Origin of the sequence: Nonomuraea sp. NPDC000554 (assembly GCF_040300065.1) — a bacterium.
Classification (GTDB): domain Bacteria; phylum Actinomycetota; class Actinomycetes; order Streptosporangiales; family Streptosporangiaceae; genus Nonomuraea.
In genome coordinates, this window is the sequence record NZ_JBEPDC010000018.1 from 139395 (window position 1) to 155558 (window position 16164).

14 protein-coding genes are annotated in these 16164 nt (G+C 71.5%); 11 read left to right on the plus strand and 3 right to left on the minus strand.

The window, feature by feature from the left end; all coding sequences use genetic code 11:
* Positions 1-26: 26 nt before the first annotated feature.
* Positions 27-1472: an alpha/beta hydrolase gene (locus ABT294_RS30835; protein WP_350809805.1), complete on the plus strand. Its 1446-nt coding sequence runs from the start codon at positions 27-29 to the stop codon at positions 1470-1472.
* Positions 1473-1589: 117 nt separating this feature from the next.
* Entirely contained in the window at positions 1590-3653 is a 2064-nt protein-coding gene (locus ABT294_RS30840) for a sensor histidine kinase (RefSeq protein ID WP_350809806.1), read from the plus strand.
* Here ABT294_RS30840 and ABT294_RS30845 read toward each other — a convergent pair.
* Complete coding sequence (locus ABT294_RS30845; protein WP_350809807.1) at positions 3650-4258, minus strand: response regulator transcription factor; 609 nt, start codon at positions 4256-4258, stop codon at positions 3650-3652. The genes ABT294_RS30840 and ABT294_RS30845 overlap by 4 nt on opposite strands.
* Before the next feature lie 97 nt (positions 4259-4355).
* Between ABT294_RS30845 and ABT294_RS30850 the strand changes: the two genes are divergently transcribed.
* From ABT294_RS30850 to ABT294_RS30865, 4 genes are all read left to right on the plus strand, one after another.
* Complete coding sequence (locus ABT294_RS30850; RefSeq protein ID WP_350809808.1) at positions 4356-5090, plus strand: ABC transporter ATP-binding protein; 735 nt, start codon at positions 4356-4358, stop codon at positions 5088-5090.
* Entirely contained in the window at positions 5078-7507 is a 2430-nt protein-coding gene (locus ABT294_RS30855; RefSeq protein ID WP_350809809.1) for an ABC transporter permease, read from the plus strand. The genes ABT294_RS30850 and ABT294_RS30855 overlap by 13 nt, the downstream gene beginning before the upstream one ends.
* A 93-nt stretch (positions 7508-7600) precedes the next feature.
* Complete coding sequence (locus tag ABT294_RS30860; protein ID WP_350809810.1) at positions 7601-8152, plus strand: RNA polymerase sigma factor; 552 nt, start codon at positions 7601-7603, stop codon at positions 8150-8152.
* Complete coding sequence (locus ABT294_RS30865) at positions 8149-9003, plus strand: hypothetical protein (RefSeq protein ID WP_350809811.1); 855 nt, start codon at positions 8149-8151, stop codon at positions 9001-9003. Before ABT294_RS30860 ends, ABT294_RS30865 begins: the two co-directional genes overlap by 4 nt.
* Before the next feature lie 116 nt (positions 9004-9119).
* Here the strand turns inward: ABT294_RS30865 and ABT294_RS30870 are convergent, their stop codons facing one another.
* Positions 9120-9713 carry a hypothetical protein gene (locus tag ABT294_RS30870; RefSeq protein WP_350809812.1) on the minus strand — a complete coding sequence of 198 codons (594 nt, stop codon included), beginning with the start codon at positions 9711-9713 and terminating at the stop codon, positions 9120-9122.
* A gap of 598 nt (positions 9714-10311) precedes the next feature.
* Here ABT294_RS30870 and ABT294_RS30875 point away from each other — a divergent pair.
* Together ABT294_RS30875 and ABT294_RS30880 are read left to right on the plus strand one after the other, a co-directional pair.
* Positions 10312-10827: a SigE family RNA polymerase sigma factor gene (locus ABT294_RS30875; protein ID WP_350809813.1), complete on the plus strand. Its 516-nt coding sequence runs from the start codon at positions 10312-10314 to the stop codon at positions 10825-10827.
* Positions 10824-12029, plus strand: a complete 1206-nt coding sequence (locus tag ABT294_RS30880; RefSeq protein WP_350809814.1) for a TolB-like translocation protein — start codon at positions 10824-10826, stop codon at positions 12027-12029. The genes ABT294_RS30875 and ABT294_RS30880 overlap by 4 nt, the downstream gene beginning before the upstream one ends.
* Positions 12030-12048: 19 nt before the next feature.
* Here the strand turns inward: ABT294_RS30880 and ABT294_RS30885 are convergent, their stop codons facing one another.
* On the minus strand, positions 12049-13164 hold the full coding sequence (locus tag ABT294_RS30885; RefSeq protein WP_350809815.1) for an ROK family protein: 1116 nt from the start codon (positions 13162-13164) through the stop codon (positions 12049-12051).
* 96 nt (positions 13165-13260) lie between these two features.
* On the opposite strand from ABT294_RS30885, the gene ABT294_RS30890 reads away from it, so the two are divergent.
* Genes ABT294_RS30890 through ABT294_RS30900 form a run of 3 tightly spaced genes read left to right on the plus strand, consistent with a single transcriptional unit; the run spans position 13261 to position 16158 of the window.
* Complete coding sequence (locus ABT294_RS30890; RefSeq protein WP_350809816.1) at positions 13261-14514, plus strand: ABC transporter substrate-binding protein; 1254 nt, start codon at positions 13261-13263, stop codon at positions 14512-14514.
* Entirely contained in the window at positions 14511-15347 is an 837-nt protein-coding gene (locus ABT294_RS30895) for a carbohydrate ABC transporter permease (protein WP_350809817.1), read from the plus strand. Before ABT294_RS30890 ends, ABT294_RS30895 begins: the two co-directional genes overlap by 4 nt.
* Positions 15337-16158, plus strand: a complete 822-nt coding sequence (locus ABT294_RS30900) for a carbohydrate ABC transporter permease (RefSeq protein ID WP_350809818.1) — start codon at positions 15337-15339, stop codon at positions 16156-16158. The genes ABT294_RS30895 and ABT294_RS30900 overlap by 11 nt, the downstream gene beginning before the upstream one ends.
* Positions 16159-16164: the final 6 nt, after the last annotated feature.

Sequence of the window (16164 nt, forward strand, 5' to 3'; positions counted from 1 at the left end):
AGCCCGTGACCAGCAGGATTGTCGCCATGAACCCCATCGCCGCCGCGCTGGTCGCCCTGGCCGTCGCCCCCACTGTTCCGGCCGCCCAGATCGCCTCGCCCACCTGGGACGCGTGCCCCGCCGCCGTCGACCAACGGCAGGAGTGCACGACCCTCCAGGTGCCGCTCGACTACAGCGCGCCGGCCGGCGAGACGATCTCGCTGGCCGTCTCCAGGATCCGGACGGCCAAGCCGGGCCTGCGCAGGGGCGTCCTGGTCATCATCCCCGGCGGGCCGGGCAGCCCCGGCCTGAACCGTCCCAGCACGCTGGCGGGCCGCCTGCCCCAGGACGTGCTCGACCGTTACGACCTCGTCGGCTTCGACCCGCGCGGCGTCGGCCAGAGCACGCCCGTCAGCTGCGGCCTCGACCACGACGACCTCGCCCCGACCCGGCTCAAGCCCTGGCCCTCGGCGGACGGCGACATCACCGAGAACGTGAACTGGTCGCGCAGGATCGCCGAGGCGTGCGCCCGCAACGCCGGGCCGCTCCTGCGCCACATCAGCACCCGCGACGAGGCGAGGGATCTCGACCGCATCCGCGCCGCCCTGGGCGAGCAGCGCCTGTCGTACTGGGGCGTCTCCTACGGGACCTACGCCGGCGCCGTCTACGCCACGATGTTCCCCGACCGTACCGACCGGGTCGTGCTCGACAGCAACGACGACCCCGACCCGCACCGGGTGGCCCGCACCTGGCTGTCGAACTACGCGGTGGGCGTCGAGGACCGCTTTCCCGACTTCGCCGCGTGGGCGGCGGCCCGCGACGGCGAGTACGGCCTGGGCGCCGACCCGGCCGCGGTCCGCAGCACCGTGATCGGGCTCGCCGCCCGGCTGGACCGGGACCCCCTGCCCTGGCAGGGCGGCAACCCGTCCGAGCTGAACGGCAACGTGCTGCGGGAGACGATGCTCAACGCCTTCTACTCCGACGCGAACTTCCCCGCACTGGCCGGGCTGATGAAGGCGGCGCTGGCCTCGGGGCCGCTGCCCGCACCCAACACCCCGCCGGACGCGGTCATGCAGACCATCGCCGCCACCGCCGGCGCGACCATGTGCAACGACGTGGAGTGGCCCGACTCGGTCGGCACGCACCAGCGGCTGGTCACCCGCAACCGGGCCGCCTACCCGCTCACCGCGGGCATGCCGGTCAACATGGGGCCGTGCGCCTTCTGGCCCTACCGGCCCGCCGAGCGGCCCGTGCGGGTCACCTCGCGCGGCCCGTCCAACGTCCTGCTCGTCCAGAACCTGCGTGACCCCTCCACCCCGCACAGCGGCGCGCTGCGGATGCGCGAGGCGTTCGGCCAGCGGGCGCGCATGGTCAGCGTGGACTCGGGCGGCCACGGCTCCTACCTCGCCAACGGCAACGCCTGCGGCGACAGGACCGTGACCGAGTTCCTGGTCAGCGGCCGGCGCCCGGCCCGCGACGTGCTCTGCGACTGACCCCGGCAGGCCGGCCTTCCCCGCCTCCCCCGCGATGTGCTCTGCGACTGACCCCGGCAGGACCGCCTTCCCCGCCTCCCCCGTAGTCTTGCCTCGGTCTGACGCGGGGGGAGCGGGGTGTCGCAGGTTCCGGTGCCTCGGCTGGCGCGGGCGATCGTGGTCGTGGTGCTCGCCGGGTTCACGTCCGTCTACGTGCTCGCGGGCTCGGCGCTCGCGATCGTGGCGTTCGGCCTCCAGCTCGTCTACGTGCTGCGGCCCCTGCGCCGGTTCAGGCGGCCGTGGCTGCTGGTCGTGCAGGCGATCGTCGGGTACGCGGCCACGCTCGGGTTCGACACCTCCGTCGGGCTGCTCGGTTTCCTCGGCGGGTCGCTGCTGCTGACCCCTGCCTGGCCGCTGGCCCCGCTGGTGGCCGTCAGCGCCGCGGTGATCGGCCCGGTGGACCCCGCGATCAGCATGGTGCTCGTCGCGCTGGTGGTCTACGGGCTCACCCGGCTCACCGAACGGGTGGACGAGGTGCACGCCGCCCGGCTGGCCCTGGCGATGGCGGCGGCGGCCGAGGAGCGGCTGCGGATCGCCACCGAGCTGAGCGACGGCTTCGGCAGCGGGCTGGCGGCGATCTCGACCGGCGTCCGGGCCGTCCTGGGGCAGCCGGAACGCGCGGCGGAGGTGCTCGGTGAGGTCGTCAGCACGGCTCGCCGGTCCCTCGCGGACGCCAGGGGCGCCGCCGCGGGCTACCGCGCCTCGTCCCTGACGCCCGAGATGACGACCGCTCGGGCGATGCTGACCGCCGCCGGAGTCACGACGGAGATCCGTGCCGGGCACCGCGAGCCGCTGGGCCCCGCGGGCGCGCTGCTCGCGGCGGTGCTGCGGGAGACGGTGACCGAGGCCGTGCGGCGGAACACGGCCAGGACGTGCGTGATCGAGACCACCGCCGACGCGGTCGAGCCGGGCGGGATGGTACGGCTGCGCGTCACGCACGACGGCGCCCCCACGGCCGAGGACGGTTACCTGGCCGACCTGGCCCGGCAGTTGGAGCAGGCAGGCGGCGGCCTGGTCACGGGTTTGTCCGCCGAGGGCTGGCTGACCGTCGAGGCGGCGCTGCCCGAAGGGCCGGTGGAGAGCACCGACGACCCGGGCGCCTATCGGCTGTCCGTCGCGCTGCTGGCCGCCGTGCTGGCCGGGTTCGTGGTCAAGGGGCTGCTGATCGTCCCGGAGAGCCTGGTGGTGCCCGCGGCGGCCTGCCAGGTGCTGATCGTCGCCATGCAGATCCGGGTGATCAACGGGCGGTACATGCGCGCGCTCGCGCTGATGGCGCTGCTCACCTACCTGCCGATACCCGTGTTCGGGAAGGCGTGGCTGGGCGTGGCCGGGTTTCTCGCCGGCCCGGTGCTGCTCGCGTTCCGGTGGACGGTGGCCTGGCCGCTGGTGGCGGCCGTGATGACGAGCGTGACGGTGAGCTCGGTGCTGCTCGGCCTGCCGCTCCCGGTGACGGTCAACTACACCGTGAGCACGCTGGTGACAGGGCTGGTCGTGTACGGGCTGCTCGAGCTCGCCCAGCTGGTGAAGGAGTTGCAGGAGGCCAGGGAGGCGCTGGCCCGGTCGGCCGTGGTCGAGGAACGCCTGCGCGCCGCCCGGGACCTGCACGACCTGCTCGGGCACAGCCTGGCCGCCATCCTGCTCAAGTGCGAGCTGGCCAGACGCCTCGACCCGGTACGGGCCAGGGCCGAGCTGGAGGACGTGCTCGCCATGGCCGGGAAGGCGGAGGCCGACCTGCGGGTCGTCTCCGGAGGGCAGCAGGCGCTGTCGCTGGCGGCCGAGGCCGAGTCGGCACGGTCGGTGCTGGTCGCCGCGGACATCCGGGTGGAGCTGGACCTGGCGCACGACGAGCTGCCCGCCGAGGTGGAGAACGTCCTGGCCACGGTGCTGCGCGAGGCGGTGACCAACGTGCTCAGGCACAGCTCGGCCCGGCACTGCGCGATCACGACGGCGGCGGGGGAGGGCACGGTACGGCTGGCCGTGCGCAACGACGGTGTCCGCTCCGCCGGAGGGCGGCCCGGCTCGTCCGGGATCGGCAACCTGACCACCCGCCTGGCGGCGCTGGACGGGCGGCTCGGCACGGCCTGTGCGGACGGCTGGTTCGAGCTGACGGCCGAGGCGCCGACCCCGGTGCCGGCGGGTTAGATCCAGCCCGCCTCGGTGGCGATGCGGACGGCGTCCGTGCGGTTGCGGGCGTTCAGCTTGGCGACGATGGCCGTCAGGTAGTTGCGTACCGTCCCCGCGCCGAGGAAGAGCTGGGCCGCTATCTCCGTCGCGTCGGCGCCGCCCGCGACCAGGCGCAGCACGTCGGCCTCCCGGGGCGTGAGCGGGTTGTCGGCCAGGTCCCAGGCGGTGACCGCGAGCGAGGGGTCGAGCACCCGTCCTCCCGCCGCGACCTTGCGGATCGCCGCGACCAGGTCCTCGGGCGGCGCGGTCTTCAGCAGGAATCCGTCCACCTGCGCGCCGAGCGCGCGGCGCAGGTGGCCCGGCTTGCCGTGCCCGGTCAGCATGAGCGTCCGGCACGACGGCAGCTTCGCGCGCAGCTCGGCCGCGGCGGCCAGGCCGTCGAGCGTGCCGGGCATGTCGACGTCGAGCACCGCGACGTCCGGCAGATGCACCAGGGCCGAGGGGACGGCGGCGTCGCCCGACTCGACCGCGGCCACGATCTCCAGATCCGGTTCGAGGCCGAGCAGCGCGACCAGGGCGCCTCTGATGACGTGCTGGTCCTCCGCCAGCAGCACACGAATCACAGGGATATGTCTACCAGTGTCCGGATCATGACGAGGTCATGGCGTACGCGTGACCGCCTCTCTGGGCCGCGCCGCCCCCGTCCAGGAGGGTCGAAGCATGACAGATGTGGTGCGTTTGGACGCCGTGAGCAAGGTGTACGGGAAGGGCCAGGGCGCGGTCGCGGCTCTGCGCGAGGTGTCGGTGGGCATTCCCCGCGGGAGCTTCACCGCGGTCATGGGCCCGTCGGGGTCGGGCAAGAGTACGTTCCTGCACTGCGCGGCGGGCCTGGACGTGCCGTCCTCGGGCTCGGTCCGGCTCGGCGGCACCGAACTGGCCGGGATGGACGAGACGGCGCTGACCGAGCTGCGCAGGCAGCGCGTCGGCTTCGTGTTCCAGGCGTTCAACCTGGTCGCGGCGCTCACCGTGATCGAGAACATCACGCTGCCCCTGCGGCTGGCGGGCGTCCGGCCGGACCGGGCCTGGCTGGACGAGGTGGTGTCCAGGGTGGGCCTGGAGGGGCGGGCCGGCCACCGTCCCGCCCAGCTGTCGGGCGGCCAGCAGCAGCGGGTGGCCATCGCGAGGGCGCTGGTGACCAGGCCCGAGGTGGTGTTCGGCGACGAGCCCACCGGCGCGCTCGACACGATGACCGCCCGCGACGTGCTGACGCTGCTCCGGGAGATCGTGGACACGACGGGGCAGACGGTGGTGATGGTCACCCACGACCCGGTGGCCGCGTCCTACGCCGACGTGGCGCTGTTCCTGGCCGACGGCAGGATCGTGGACTCCGTGACGGCTCCCACCTCGGAGCAGGTCGCCGAGCGGATGACCAGGCTGGGAGCGTGGGTCCGTTGATCTCCCTGGCTGTGAGGACGCTGCGGCACCGCGTGGCCGCGTTCGCCGGCGCGTTCGTCGCGCTGCTCTGCGCCGCCGCGCTGGTCTGCGCCTGCGGCATGCTGCTGGAGACGGGACTGCGCGGAGGCGTCGCCCCCGAGCGCTACGCGGGCACTCCGATGATCGTCACCGGCGACCGGTTCGTCCGCCAGACGATCCGCGAGCCGAAGAAGACCAAGACGAAGGCCAAGCCGGTGTCGGAGCGGGCCTGGGTTCCCGCGTCCCTGGCCGAACGGCTGCGCCGGGTCCCCGGCGTCTCGCGGGTGGTGACCGAGGTGACCTTCCCCGCCTACCTCGCGGGCCGCCCCTTCCAGGGGCACGGCTGGGAGTCTGCGCCGCTCACCCCGTTCACGCTGCGCACGGGACGCGAGCCGAGGACGGAGGGCGAGGTCGTCGTGGAGGCCGGGACGGGAATCTCCGTGGGCGCGCGCCTGCCCCTGAGGACGTCGGCGGGCACCGGGACCTACCTGGTCACCGGCGTCACGTCCCAGGACCTGCCCGGCCAGGACTCCCTGTTCTTCGCCACCGCCGAGGCCCGGCGCCTGGCAGGACGGCAGGGGCAGGTCAGCGCGGTCGGCGTCTTCCCCGCAGTGGACGTGTCCGGAGCGCTGCACGGCACGACGGCCCTCGCCTACACCGGGGACGAACGCGGGACCGTCGAGTTCCCTGACGCCGAGAAGGCCCGGGTGAAGCTGATCAGCCTGGGCGGCGCCCTCGGCGGCACCTCGCTGCTGGTGGCGATCCTCGTCGTGGTCGGCACGTTCGCGCTCTCCATCCAGCAGCGCCAGCGAGAGATCGCGCTGCTCAGGGCCGTCGCGGCCACCCCGCGCCAGGTCCGCCGGATGCTCGGCGGCGAGGCGCTGCTGGTCAGCGTGGTGGCCGGTGTTCTCGGCTCGGCGGCCGGAGTCGGCCTGGGGTTCTGGTTGCGGTCCAGGTTCGTCGCGCTGGACGCGATGCCGGAGAACCTGCAACTGGTGGTCGGCCCGTTCCCGGTGCTCGCCGCGCTGGCGGCCACCGTGGCGGCGGCGTGGGCGGCGGCTCGCCTCTCAGCCCGCCGCGCGGTGCGGATCCGTCCGGTCGAGGCGCTCGGGGAGGCGGCCCTTCCCGCCGCGCGGATCCCTCGGGGCAGGCTGGTCGCGGGGCTGCTGTGCGCCGGGGGCGGCGTCGTGCTGACGGTGGTGCTGTCGTCCCTGTCGGCAGAGGCGGCGGCGAGCCCGGTCACCATGCTCACCGCGCTGGTGTGGACGGTCGCCGTGGCCCTGCTCGGCCCGCTGATCGCGGACGTGGCGACGGCCGTGCTCGCGGTGGCGCTGCGCACGTCCCGGGTGGGCGGGTACCTGGCCGCCGCCAACCTCAGGGCCGGGGTCAAGCGGCTGGCCTCCGTCATCACGCCGCTCACCCTGATGGTGGCGATGACCTGCGTGATCCTGTTCGTGCAGACCACCATGGGGCACGCGGCGCAGGAGCAGGCGGCTGCGGGCACCAGGGCGGGGCACGTCCTCGGGCCGCACGTCCCGTCCGGCGTGGCGGCGGCCGTGCGGAAGGTCCCAGGGGTCGAGGCGGTCACCGAGGTGCTGCACACCTCGGTGCGGGTCGGCCTCGACAAGTACGGCGCGCAGGCCGTGACCCCCGACGGGCTCGGCAGCACCATGGACCTGGGCGTGCTCTCCGGCTCGCTCGACGACCTCGACGACGGCTCCGTCGCGGTCAGCCGGACGGCCGCCGAGCGGCTCGGCGTCACGGTGGGCGAGAAGATCCGGCTGACCCTCGGTGACGGGACGCCCGCCGAGCTGCGCGTCATCGCCGTCTACGCCCGCGGGCTCGGGTTCGGCGACCTCACGCTCTCCCACGCGCTGGTGGCTCCGCACGTGGACGACCCGCTCGGGACGGCGCTGGTCGCGGCCCCCACGGTGACGCGGGCGGACCTGGAACGGGCGGTGCCGGGGATCGGGGACGCGTCCCCGGGTGCCGAGGCGGGCACGTCCAACGCGGAGGTCTCCTACGTGGCGATGGGCCTGATCATCGCGTTCACCGCGATCGCCGTGGTCAACACCCTGGCCATGTCGACGTCGGCGAGGTCGCGGGAGCTCGCCCTGCTGCGCCTGGTCGGCACCACGCGGCGGCAGGTGCTGCGGATGCTGCGGCTGGAGACCCTGGCGGCGGTCGCGATCGCCGTGGTCATCGGGACGGGCATCGCGCTGCTCACCCTGTCGGCGTTCAGCGTGGGCATGACGGGCTCGCCTGTGCCGCACATCCCGCCGCTCGGCTACCTCGCGGTGGTCGTCGCCGCGTCCGCGCTCGCCCTGCTCGCCACCGTCCTGCCTGCCCGTGCCGCCCTCACCGGCCGCCCGGCCGACGCGCTCGGCGCACGCGAGTAGGTGGCACCGAGCTGCCTCGGGCGGGCTCGCTGAAACACTTCGGCTGGACCGGACATCTCCTCACGTGTGTTCACCCACCGGAAGGAACGCCATATGGGGCCATCAGAGCCCAAAGAGCGCTTCGAGGAGATCTATGCGGCGCATTATCCGGCCGTCGCCACCTATATCAGGCGAAGAACTGACTCGCCCGATGACATCGCGGACGTGATCGCCGAGACGTTCACCACCGCCTGGCGGCGCATCCACGACGTGCCGGAGGGGAGCGAGACCAGGCTCTGGCTGTACGGGGTGGCCAGGCGCGTGCTCGCCAACCACTTCCGCGCCCAGGACCGCCGCACCGCGCTGGCCCAGCGGCTGCGCGAAGAGTTCACGATCAGGGCGGAGCCCACGCCGGTACGCGACTCGGGGGCCGCGTACCAGGCGTTCAGGCGGCTGTCCGACGACGACAGGGAGCTGCTCGCGCTGGTCGCCTGGGAAGGGCTCAGCGGCCCTGAGATCGCCAAGGTGCTGGGCTGCTCGCGCGGAGCCGTACGGCTCCGCCTGCACCGCGCCCGCAAGCGGCTCGCCAGGGAACTGGCCGACGCCCGGCTCGACCTCACCTCATACGGCCCGAGGGCCGTGGCACTCGCGGAAAGGCAGTCATGAAGACCGACATCGACGACATCGTCGCGCAGTTCGCCGCCGAGCCCGTGACGGAGGTGAGCGACGGAGCGCGCGAGCTGATGCACGAGATCACGGCGTGCGAGCCCGCGCCCGTGCCGCTACCGGCCCGCAGGCGGCTGACCTGGAGGCTGGCCGTCCCGGCGACGGCCCTGGTCGCCGCCGCCGTGGTGGGGCTGACCTGGGCGCTGCCCCTGGAAACCGGCTTCGGACCCACGGCGGCGCAGGCTCTCGACATCGACCAGGAAGACGGCTACTACGTCATCAAGATCAACGACCTGTACGCCAACCCCAAGCTCTACCAGGACCAGCTGCGGGCCGCCGGCCTCGACATCTCGCTGGAGGTGCGGCCGGTCGGCCCGGCCTTCGAAGGCCAGGTGTTCCCCACCACGCCCGACCACCAGTACATCGAAGAGATCAAGGGCATCTACCCGCCGGGCGAGTGCGACAAGCTGGACGGCTGCGCCATCGGGGTGAAGATCCCGACCACGTTCAAGGGCACGGCTGAGATCAGCATCGGCCGCAAGGCCGAGCCGGGCGAGCAGTACGAGGGGACCACCTCGTTCGACGCCAAGGGCGAGCCCATGCACTGCGTGCCGTACCTCAACAAGACGGTCGCCGAGCTGCGGCCGATCCTGGAGGAGCGCGGGGTGAGCATCACCGCGTTCAACGTCGAGGGCCCCGAGGGCACCGAGACGAAGGACTCGGTCCCCGACTCCTACCACGTGACCGGCGGAGTTCTCGACGAACCGGGCAAGGCCACGATCACGGTGACGGAGCTGCCCCTGGACGCCGAGGCCCTCCGCGACCCTGACGCCGACTGCGCCACCCAGTAGGCCCGCCTCGTGCCTGAAACGCCCCTGCGAGGCAGGCATCCCCCGGTCCGGCAGGTCAGTCCCGCCTCGCTGGAACGCGCACTCGGCACCCGGCCCGGCCGGGTGCCGAAGGCGGCTCAGGCGCTGCTGGTGGCCGGCTTGACGTAGGTGACCCTGACGTTCAGGTAGCTCGCCACGCCGCGGTCATGGCCGCGGATGGCGAGCACGTTGCAGCACTCCAGGTACCTCGCCGGGACGACCACGTCGATCGCGCCGGCGTTGCAGTTGCCGCTCACGGCGGTCTGCACGAGCTTGCCGTTCATATAGACCTGCGCGTCGTTGTCCACCGTCCCCTGGATGCGGACCTCCTGCGCGTCGCGCGGAATGTGCAGCCAGTGACGCACCAGGAGGTCGGTGTTGACGTCCCAGCGGGTCTTGACCAGGGCGGGGTTGTTCCAGGAGCACACGCCCCCGGTCGTGCCGAAGCCCTCCTGCCCGGACGGCCAGTCGCTGTCGTCGAAGCCCCGCTCGTAGAAGGCGGGGTCGTCGGTTCCGGGGGGCACCTGCCGGTATCGCCAGCCCGTGCTGTTGTAGTCGAGCGCGGTGACGACGGTCGCGCGAGCGTCGGCCGGGGAGGCGGACGCGGATGCCGGGACTGACAGGGCCATGGCGGCCAGCAGCGCACCCGCCGCCAGAGCTGTGGGCAGGGAACGCACTGGTCTCCTGAACATAGTGACCTTCCTTGTCGATTGTTCGCAGGCAGCGGTCGACAGGCGTACAGGCCGCCATGCCGTTCACTGCACACCTGACTGATTCGGCGAAAGCAAATCATGGTCGGGTCGCTCGCGAACGTGTTCGCCGCCACAGGATTGATCATTCCTTGCGCAGACATTGCTTCGTACGGCTGGAGTTTCGCTTTGCTGATTTTCCGGTTTTCCGGAGAAGCGTCCGCAGTCGATCATGCTGAGCCGGTCGTCCCCGTGACCTGCGGCGTACGGTGCTGCATCAGCTGCTCACCGCGCTGAAAATAGGAAGTGCAGGAGGAACGGGAACTCCTTGTACAACTGCCGGTAGAAGTTGCGTGCCGTCGTGTTTCCTGCCGGGCTCCTGTAGTTCCGGAAAAGCGAACCGCATGCAGTCGGTCGTAAACCGCGCAGATCCTTACTTCTGAAGAAATCGGCCAACCTGAAGGAGTACGGTTCGTGGTCCACCATCCACCGCCGGTTCCGGTCGTGGTAGGACTCCCCGCACCTTTCCGCAGGGCAGATGCAACAGTTCGCCAGGCAAGTCCATCTGGGAGGTGACACGGACGACGAAAGGCGAAGGCAGTTGGAAGCAGATCCCCGGTTCGCCGGGTTCGTAGCCGAGCGCGGCGATGCGCTGTTGCGTTACGGCTACGTCCTGGCCGGGAACCCGCACGACGCGGCCGACCTGGTGCAGGAGGCGCTGCTGAAGCTACGCGCCTCCTGGCCGAGACTGCGCGCCAAGGACAATCCGGAAAGTTACGTGCGTACCACCATGGCCAGGCTGCACACGGCTGCCTGGCGGTTACGGCGGCGCGAGCTGCTCGCCTGGGACCCGCCGGAGCACGGCTACCACGACGCGCTGCCCAGCGAGGACGAGCAGGCGATGTGGGAGGTGCTGGCCGGATTGCCACGCAAGCAGCGGGCGGTACTGGTGTTGCGCTACTACGAGGGGCTGAGCGACGAGGAGATCGCGGCGGCCCTGGGGATCTCTCGAGGAACCGTGCGGAGCCAGGCGTCGCGGGCGCTCGGCAAGCTCCGTTTCGCGGTGGGCGAGCACATCGAGGAAGGCGTCGGGTCGGATCGCGGGGAGCGGCGATGAGCGGTATCGAAGAGCGGTTGAGCAGGACCCTGGGACACGCGGCCGAACGGGCGCCACGGCTGGCCGCACCGGCGGCGGAACGGCTGGAGACCGGCTACCGGCGGCGCAGGAACAGGTCCCAGGCGCTGCTCGCGGCGGCGGCCGTGGTGGTGGTCGCCGGCGGGGTGGTCGTGGGCCTGCGGACGGGCGGCGACGGGAAGGCGCTGCCCGCGGACGGCCCATCGGGGGCGCCGTCCGTGGTGATCAGCGCCGCCACCGCGCAACCCGTCGAGAAGGTGTGGCCGCAGGCCGTGTGGAAGGTGCCCGTCAAGGACTCCGAGGGCAGGGAACTGCACCCCGTCGCGCTGACCGACGACGGGAAGCTGCTGGTCCAGGCGTGGCGCAAGAGCTTGCGGCCCGAGGTGCTCTACCTCTACGACCCGGCCGGAGGGGACCTGCGGAAGATCGCGGACGTGCCCGCGTCGAAGAAGGGCGGGGCGGGAGCCTCGAACATCAGCATGGGTGAGGGCGTGGTGGCGTGGTGGACGTGGACGAAGACCTCCGTCCGCCTCTGGGCCGTGCCGCTGACCGGCGGCGAGGCCCGGCAGGTGGCCGAGCACAAGACCGGAGGCGACTTTGTCGGCGGCCTCGCCGTGGCGAACGGCGCGATCGTGTTCTCCATGCAGAAGGGTGGGGTGTTCAGCGTTCCCGTGAACGGGGGCCCGGTGACACCCATCGACCGCGGAACCGGGCTGCACCTGTTGTCCTGGCCATGGGCGGGCTCGCCGGGCACGTGGAGCCCCAAGGACGGGGCGCCGTTCACGCACCTGGTCAACCTGGAGACCGGGCAGACCAGCGACGCGGCTCCGGCCCGTCAGGGAGAGCAGTTGCTCGCCTGCGGCGTCCAGTCCTGCATCGCGACGGCGTCCGGCGGCGCCAGGGCGTTCACCCGGCAGCGTGACGGCTCGGAACAGCAGGAGGTGCCGACCGGCTTCCAGATCCCGGAGCCGCCCAGCCAGAGCCGCTTCTACGTGCGCACCCTCAGGAGCGACGCCCCGGGGCTCGGGCTCTACGACCTGAAGACCGGAACGCTGGCGGACCTGGGCATCGGGGACATGGCCGGGCGGACCGGCGAGGTCCCGGTCGCCGACCGGGCCGGACGGATGATGACGTACCGGACCGAGAGCGGCAGGTACGTGATCGACCTGTCCAGGATTCCCTGACCGGAGGCCGCCGTCCGGTTCAGCGGGAGGCGAGCGTGGTGGCCAGGACGAGGCTGGCGGCTCCTCGGGCGTGCGCGCTGTCGTCCCACTGGCGGACGGTGATCTCCAGCCCGGACAGCACGCCTCCCTCGACCGCGGGGCGGAAGCCGGGCTCGAAATAGGGCCAGAGCACGTGGCTCTCGCCGATCAGCGTCAACGCCCGTACGGCCAGGACGTTGACCACGCCGGCCGCCGCGCGTCCGAGGGTGGCGCCCGCCTCCGCCATCAGGGCGCGGACGCCGGGCGCGTCCGCGCTCGCCAGCCGGTGCAGCTCGGCCACCGGCACGACGGCCGGGGTCAGCCCGCGCTCGTGGGCGCGCTCGGCCAGGGCGTAGTCGGCCGCGTACGTTTCCAGGCAGCCGCGCCGGCCGCACACGCACGGCGGCCCCGAGGGGTCGACCGGCACGTGGCCGAACTCGCCCGCCACCCCGTCGGGCCCTCTGTGCAGCCGCCGGCCGAGCACGATGCCCATGCCCACGCCGCCGCCCACGGCCAGCACCAGGAAGTCGTCATGGTCGCGGCCGGTGCCGAACAGCAGTTCGGCGGTGGTGCTGGCCCGGGTGTCGTTGTCGATCAGCACGGGAACCGGCAGGCGGTCCGCCAGGAGGGGCCGCAGCGGCAGGTCCGACCAGCCCAGGTGCGGCGACATGCGCACCACGCCCTTGGCCGGGTCTATCACGCCGGGCACGGCCAGGCCGATGCCGCGCACCCGGTCGCCGGTTTCCGGGTCGGCGAGCACCTCCAGGCACGCCTTCGCCAGCTGCCCGGCCGGGTCGGCGTGCGGGTCGAAGGGCAGCGTGAAGCGGCTCACCTCGCTGCCGTTGGTCCGCATCAGCACCCCGACCAGGTGCGTATGGTGCACGCGCAGGCCGAGCGTGTAGGCCGCGTCCGGCACCACCTCCAGCGGCACTCTCGGCCGGCCCGGGCCCGCCACCTGCGGCGGCAGCTCGCGTAGGTAGCCCAGCTCGATGAGCCGCCGCGTGTGCTCGCTCACCGTCGCCACGCCGAGCCCGAGTCTGGCCGCGACCTGCGATCGGTTGAGCGGTTCGGACGCGAGCGTGGCGAGGATCTCCGCCCTGATCAGGTCCTCGCGCAATGGTCCTCCCCCTTGACGTTCCCGGCGATCAAGTTTAGGGTCCCGGAACACATTAATTTCGTCCACGAAATTACTATTCGTGACGGAGGTCTGCAAATGAAAGCCATGCTGGCGGCGGGACTTGTGCTCCTGGCCGGAGCCACCGCGTGCGGTGGCGGCGGATCGGGTACGGCGGGCGGCGCCCGACAGGACGACGGCACAGTCACCCTCGACTGGGAGATGTGGGCCGGCAGCGAAGAGGAGAAAGCTCAGCTCGACCACCTGGCGCAACTCGTCACCCAGCAGAACCCGAAGATCCGGATCAAGCTGCGGACCGCGCCGTTCAACGCCTACTTCACCAAGCTGCAGACCGAGTTCGCGGCCGGCAAGCAGGCGTGCATCGTCTCCATGCAGAGCCTGCGCCTGGGCGCCTACGCCGACCTGCTGGAGCCGCTGACCGCTCCCGAGGGTTTCGCGCCGGCCTCGCTGGAGGCGTTGAAGATGGACGGCAAGCAGCTCGCCCTGCCCTACGACCTGTCTCCGATGCTCCTGTACTACAACAAGGACGCCTTCGTGAAGGCGGGGCTTCCCGAGCCGAAGGCGGGCTGGACCGTCGCGGACTTCGAGAAGGCCGCCAAGACGCTGACCACCGGCGGCAAGTCCGGGTTCGGCATGTCCTTCTCCGACCTGCACACGCTGTCGCTGCTGCTGTCCTACAACGGCGCCAAGCCGGTTACCGACGACGTGAAACTGCAGATGGACAGCCCGCCCATGGTGGACGCGCTCACCTGGTACGCGGGTCTGGCCAAGGGCAAGGTGGGCAGCGTTCCGGCGGGCTCGGCCGAGGCCGGCTGGGGCGAGACGCAGTTCGTCAACGGCAACGCCATGATGGCGATCGACGGCTCGTGGAACGTCGGCTCTACCATCAAGGACGCCAAGTTCAAGGTCGGCCTCGCGCCGCTGCCCGCCGGGACGTCCGGATCGAAGACCTACGTCGCGAACTCCGGTTTCGGGGTGGCCAAGGGCTGCGCCTACAAGGACGAGGCGATCAAGGCGGTGTCCGTGCTCAGCGGCAAGGAGGCGCAGGCCTACCTCGCCGGCGCGGGGCGCGGCTTCCCCGCGCGGACCGAGCAGCAGGCGGCGTACGAGGACTTCCTGGTCAAGCAGAACCAGGACAAGAGCGCCGACGTGCAGGCGGCGATGGCCGCCGTCAAGCAGGGCCTCGACGGCGGCGTGCCCCTGTTCACCACCAAGAACTGGGACGACGTCACCAAGACGATGGCCCAGTATCTGCTCCAGGTCTACACGGGCGCGCAGAGCCCCAAGGACGCCCTGACCACCATCCAGCAGCAGGGCGCGCGCGGGCAGTGAGATCAAGGGAAGAGTGGAGCGCGCTCGGGTTCGCCACCCCGAGCGTGCTCGGCCTCGGTCTGTTCACCCTGTTCCCGGTCGGCATGGCCGTGGTGATGAGCTTCTTCGACTGGCCGATGCTGGGCGACAGCGAGTTCGTCGGGCTGGAGAACTTCCGCTACCTGTTCGGGGAGGACCCCGACTTCCTGGCCTCGCTGCGCAACACGTTCGTCTTCACCGGGCTGTACGTGCCGCTCAACATCATCGTGGCGCTCGGCCTGGCGTTCTGGATCAGCAACTCGCGCTGGCAGAACCTGTGGCGGGTGCTGTTCTTCATCCCGGCGATCACCCCGATGGTGGCCAACGCGGTGATCTGGAAGCTGCTGTTCCAGCTCGTCGGCACCGAGCCGAACCTGCTCGCCGACGGCCGCACCGCGCTGCTGTCGGTGGTGGCGATGAGCGTCTGGCAGGGCTTCGGCTACAACCTGATCGTCTTCTCCGCGGCGATCAACGAGATGTCGCCGTCCGTGCTGGAGGCGGCCTCGCTCGACGGGGCGACGGGCGCGCGCAGGCTGTTCAGCGTGCAACTGCCGCTCATCTCGCCCGCGCTGTTCTTCGCCACCACGATGACGGTGATCAACGCGCTGCAGGTGTTCACCCAGCCGTACATCCTCACGGCCGGAGGGCCTGGCAACGCCACGGAGACGCTCGTCATGAACGTCTACCAGGCCGGTTTCCAGTCGCGCGACCTGGGCCTGGCGGCCGCCGCCGCGTGGGTGCTGTTCGCGATCATCCTGCTTGTGACGGCGGGGCAGTTCCTCGGCCAGAAGCGGTGGGTGCACTATGAGAGCTAGAAGCGTCGTCTCCCACGTGCTGCTGGGCGCGGTCACGCTGGTCTTCCTCTACCCGCTGGTCTTCGCGGTGGCCACCGCGCTGAAACCGGCGGGGGAGACGTTCGCCGACCCCGGCTCGCTGGTCGGTTCCGAGATCCGCTGGCGGAACTTCGCCGACGTCTTCCAGTACGTGCCGTTCCAGCGCTACATACTCAACGGCGTGCTGGTGGCCGGCGTCGGCACGCTCGTGGTGCTGGCCGCCTCCGCGCTGTCGGCCTACGCCTTCGCCTCGCTGCGCTGGCGCGGCCGCGACGGTGTCTTCCTGCTGTTCCTGGCGACGCTGATGGTGCCGCAGGAGGTGCTGGTCGTGCCCATGTTCATCCTCATGCAGGCGTTCGGCTGGGTGGACACGTACCAGTCGCTGATCTTCCCGTGGGCGTTCACCGCGTTCGGCGCGTTCCTGCTGCGGCAGTTCTTCCGGTCGGTGCCACGCGAGATGCAGGAGGCGGCGCGCATCGACGGAGCGGGCGAGCTGCGGATCTTCGCCCGGATCATGCTGCCGCTGGCCAGGCCCGCGCTCGGGGTGCTGGCCGTCTTCACCTTCATCAACTACTGGAACAGCTTCCTGTGGCCGCTCATCATGATCAACGACGTGAGCGCGCGCGGCACGGTGCCGCTCGGCCTGCAACTGTTCTTCGGCCAGAACGGCAACCAGTGGCATCTGGTGATGGCCGCCTCCGTCGTATCCATCCTGCCGACGCTGTTGCTGCTCATCGCGCTGCAGAAGCACCTCGTCAAGGGCATCGCCACCGCCGGTCTGGCCGGCCGCTGAAAGGAT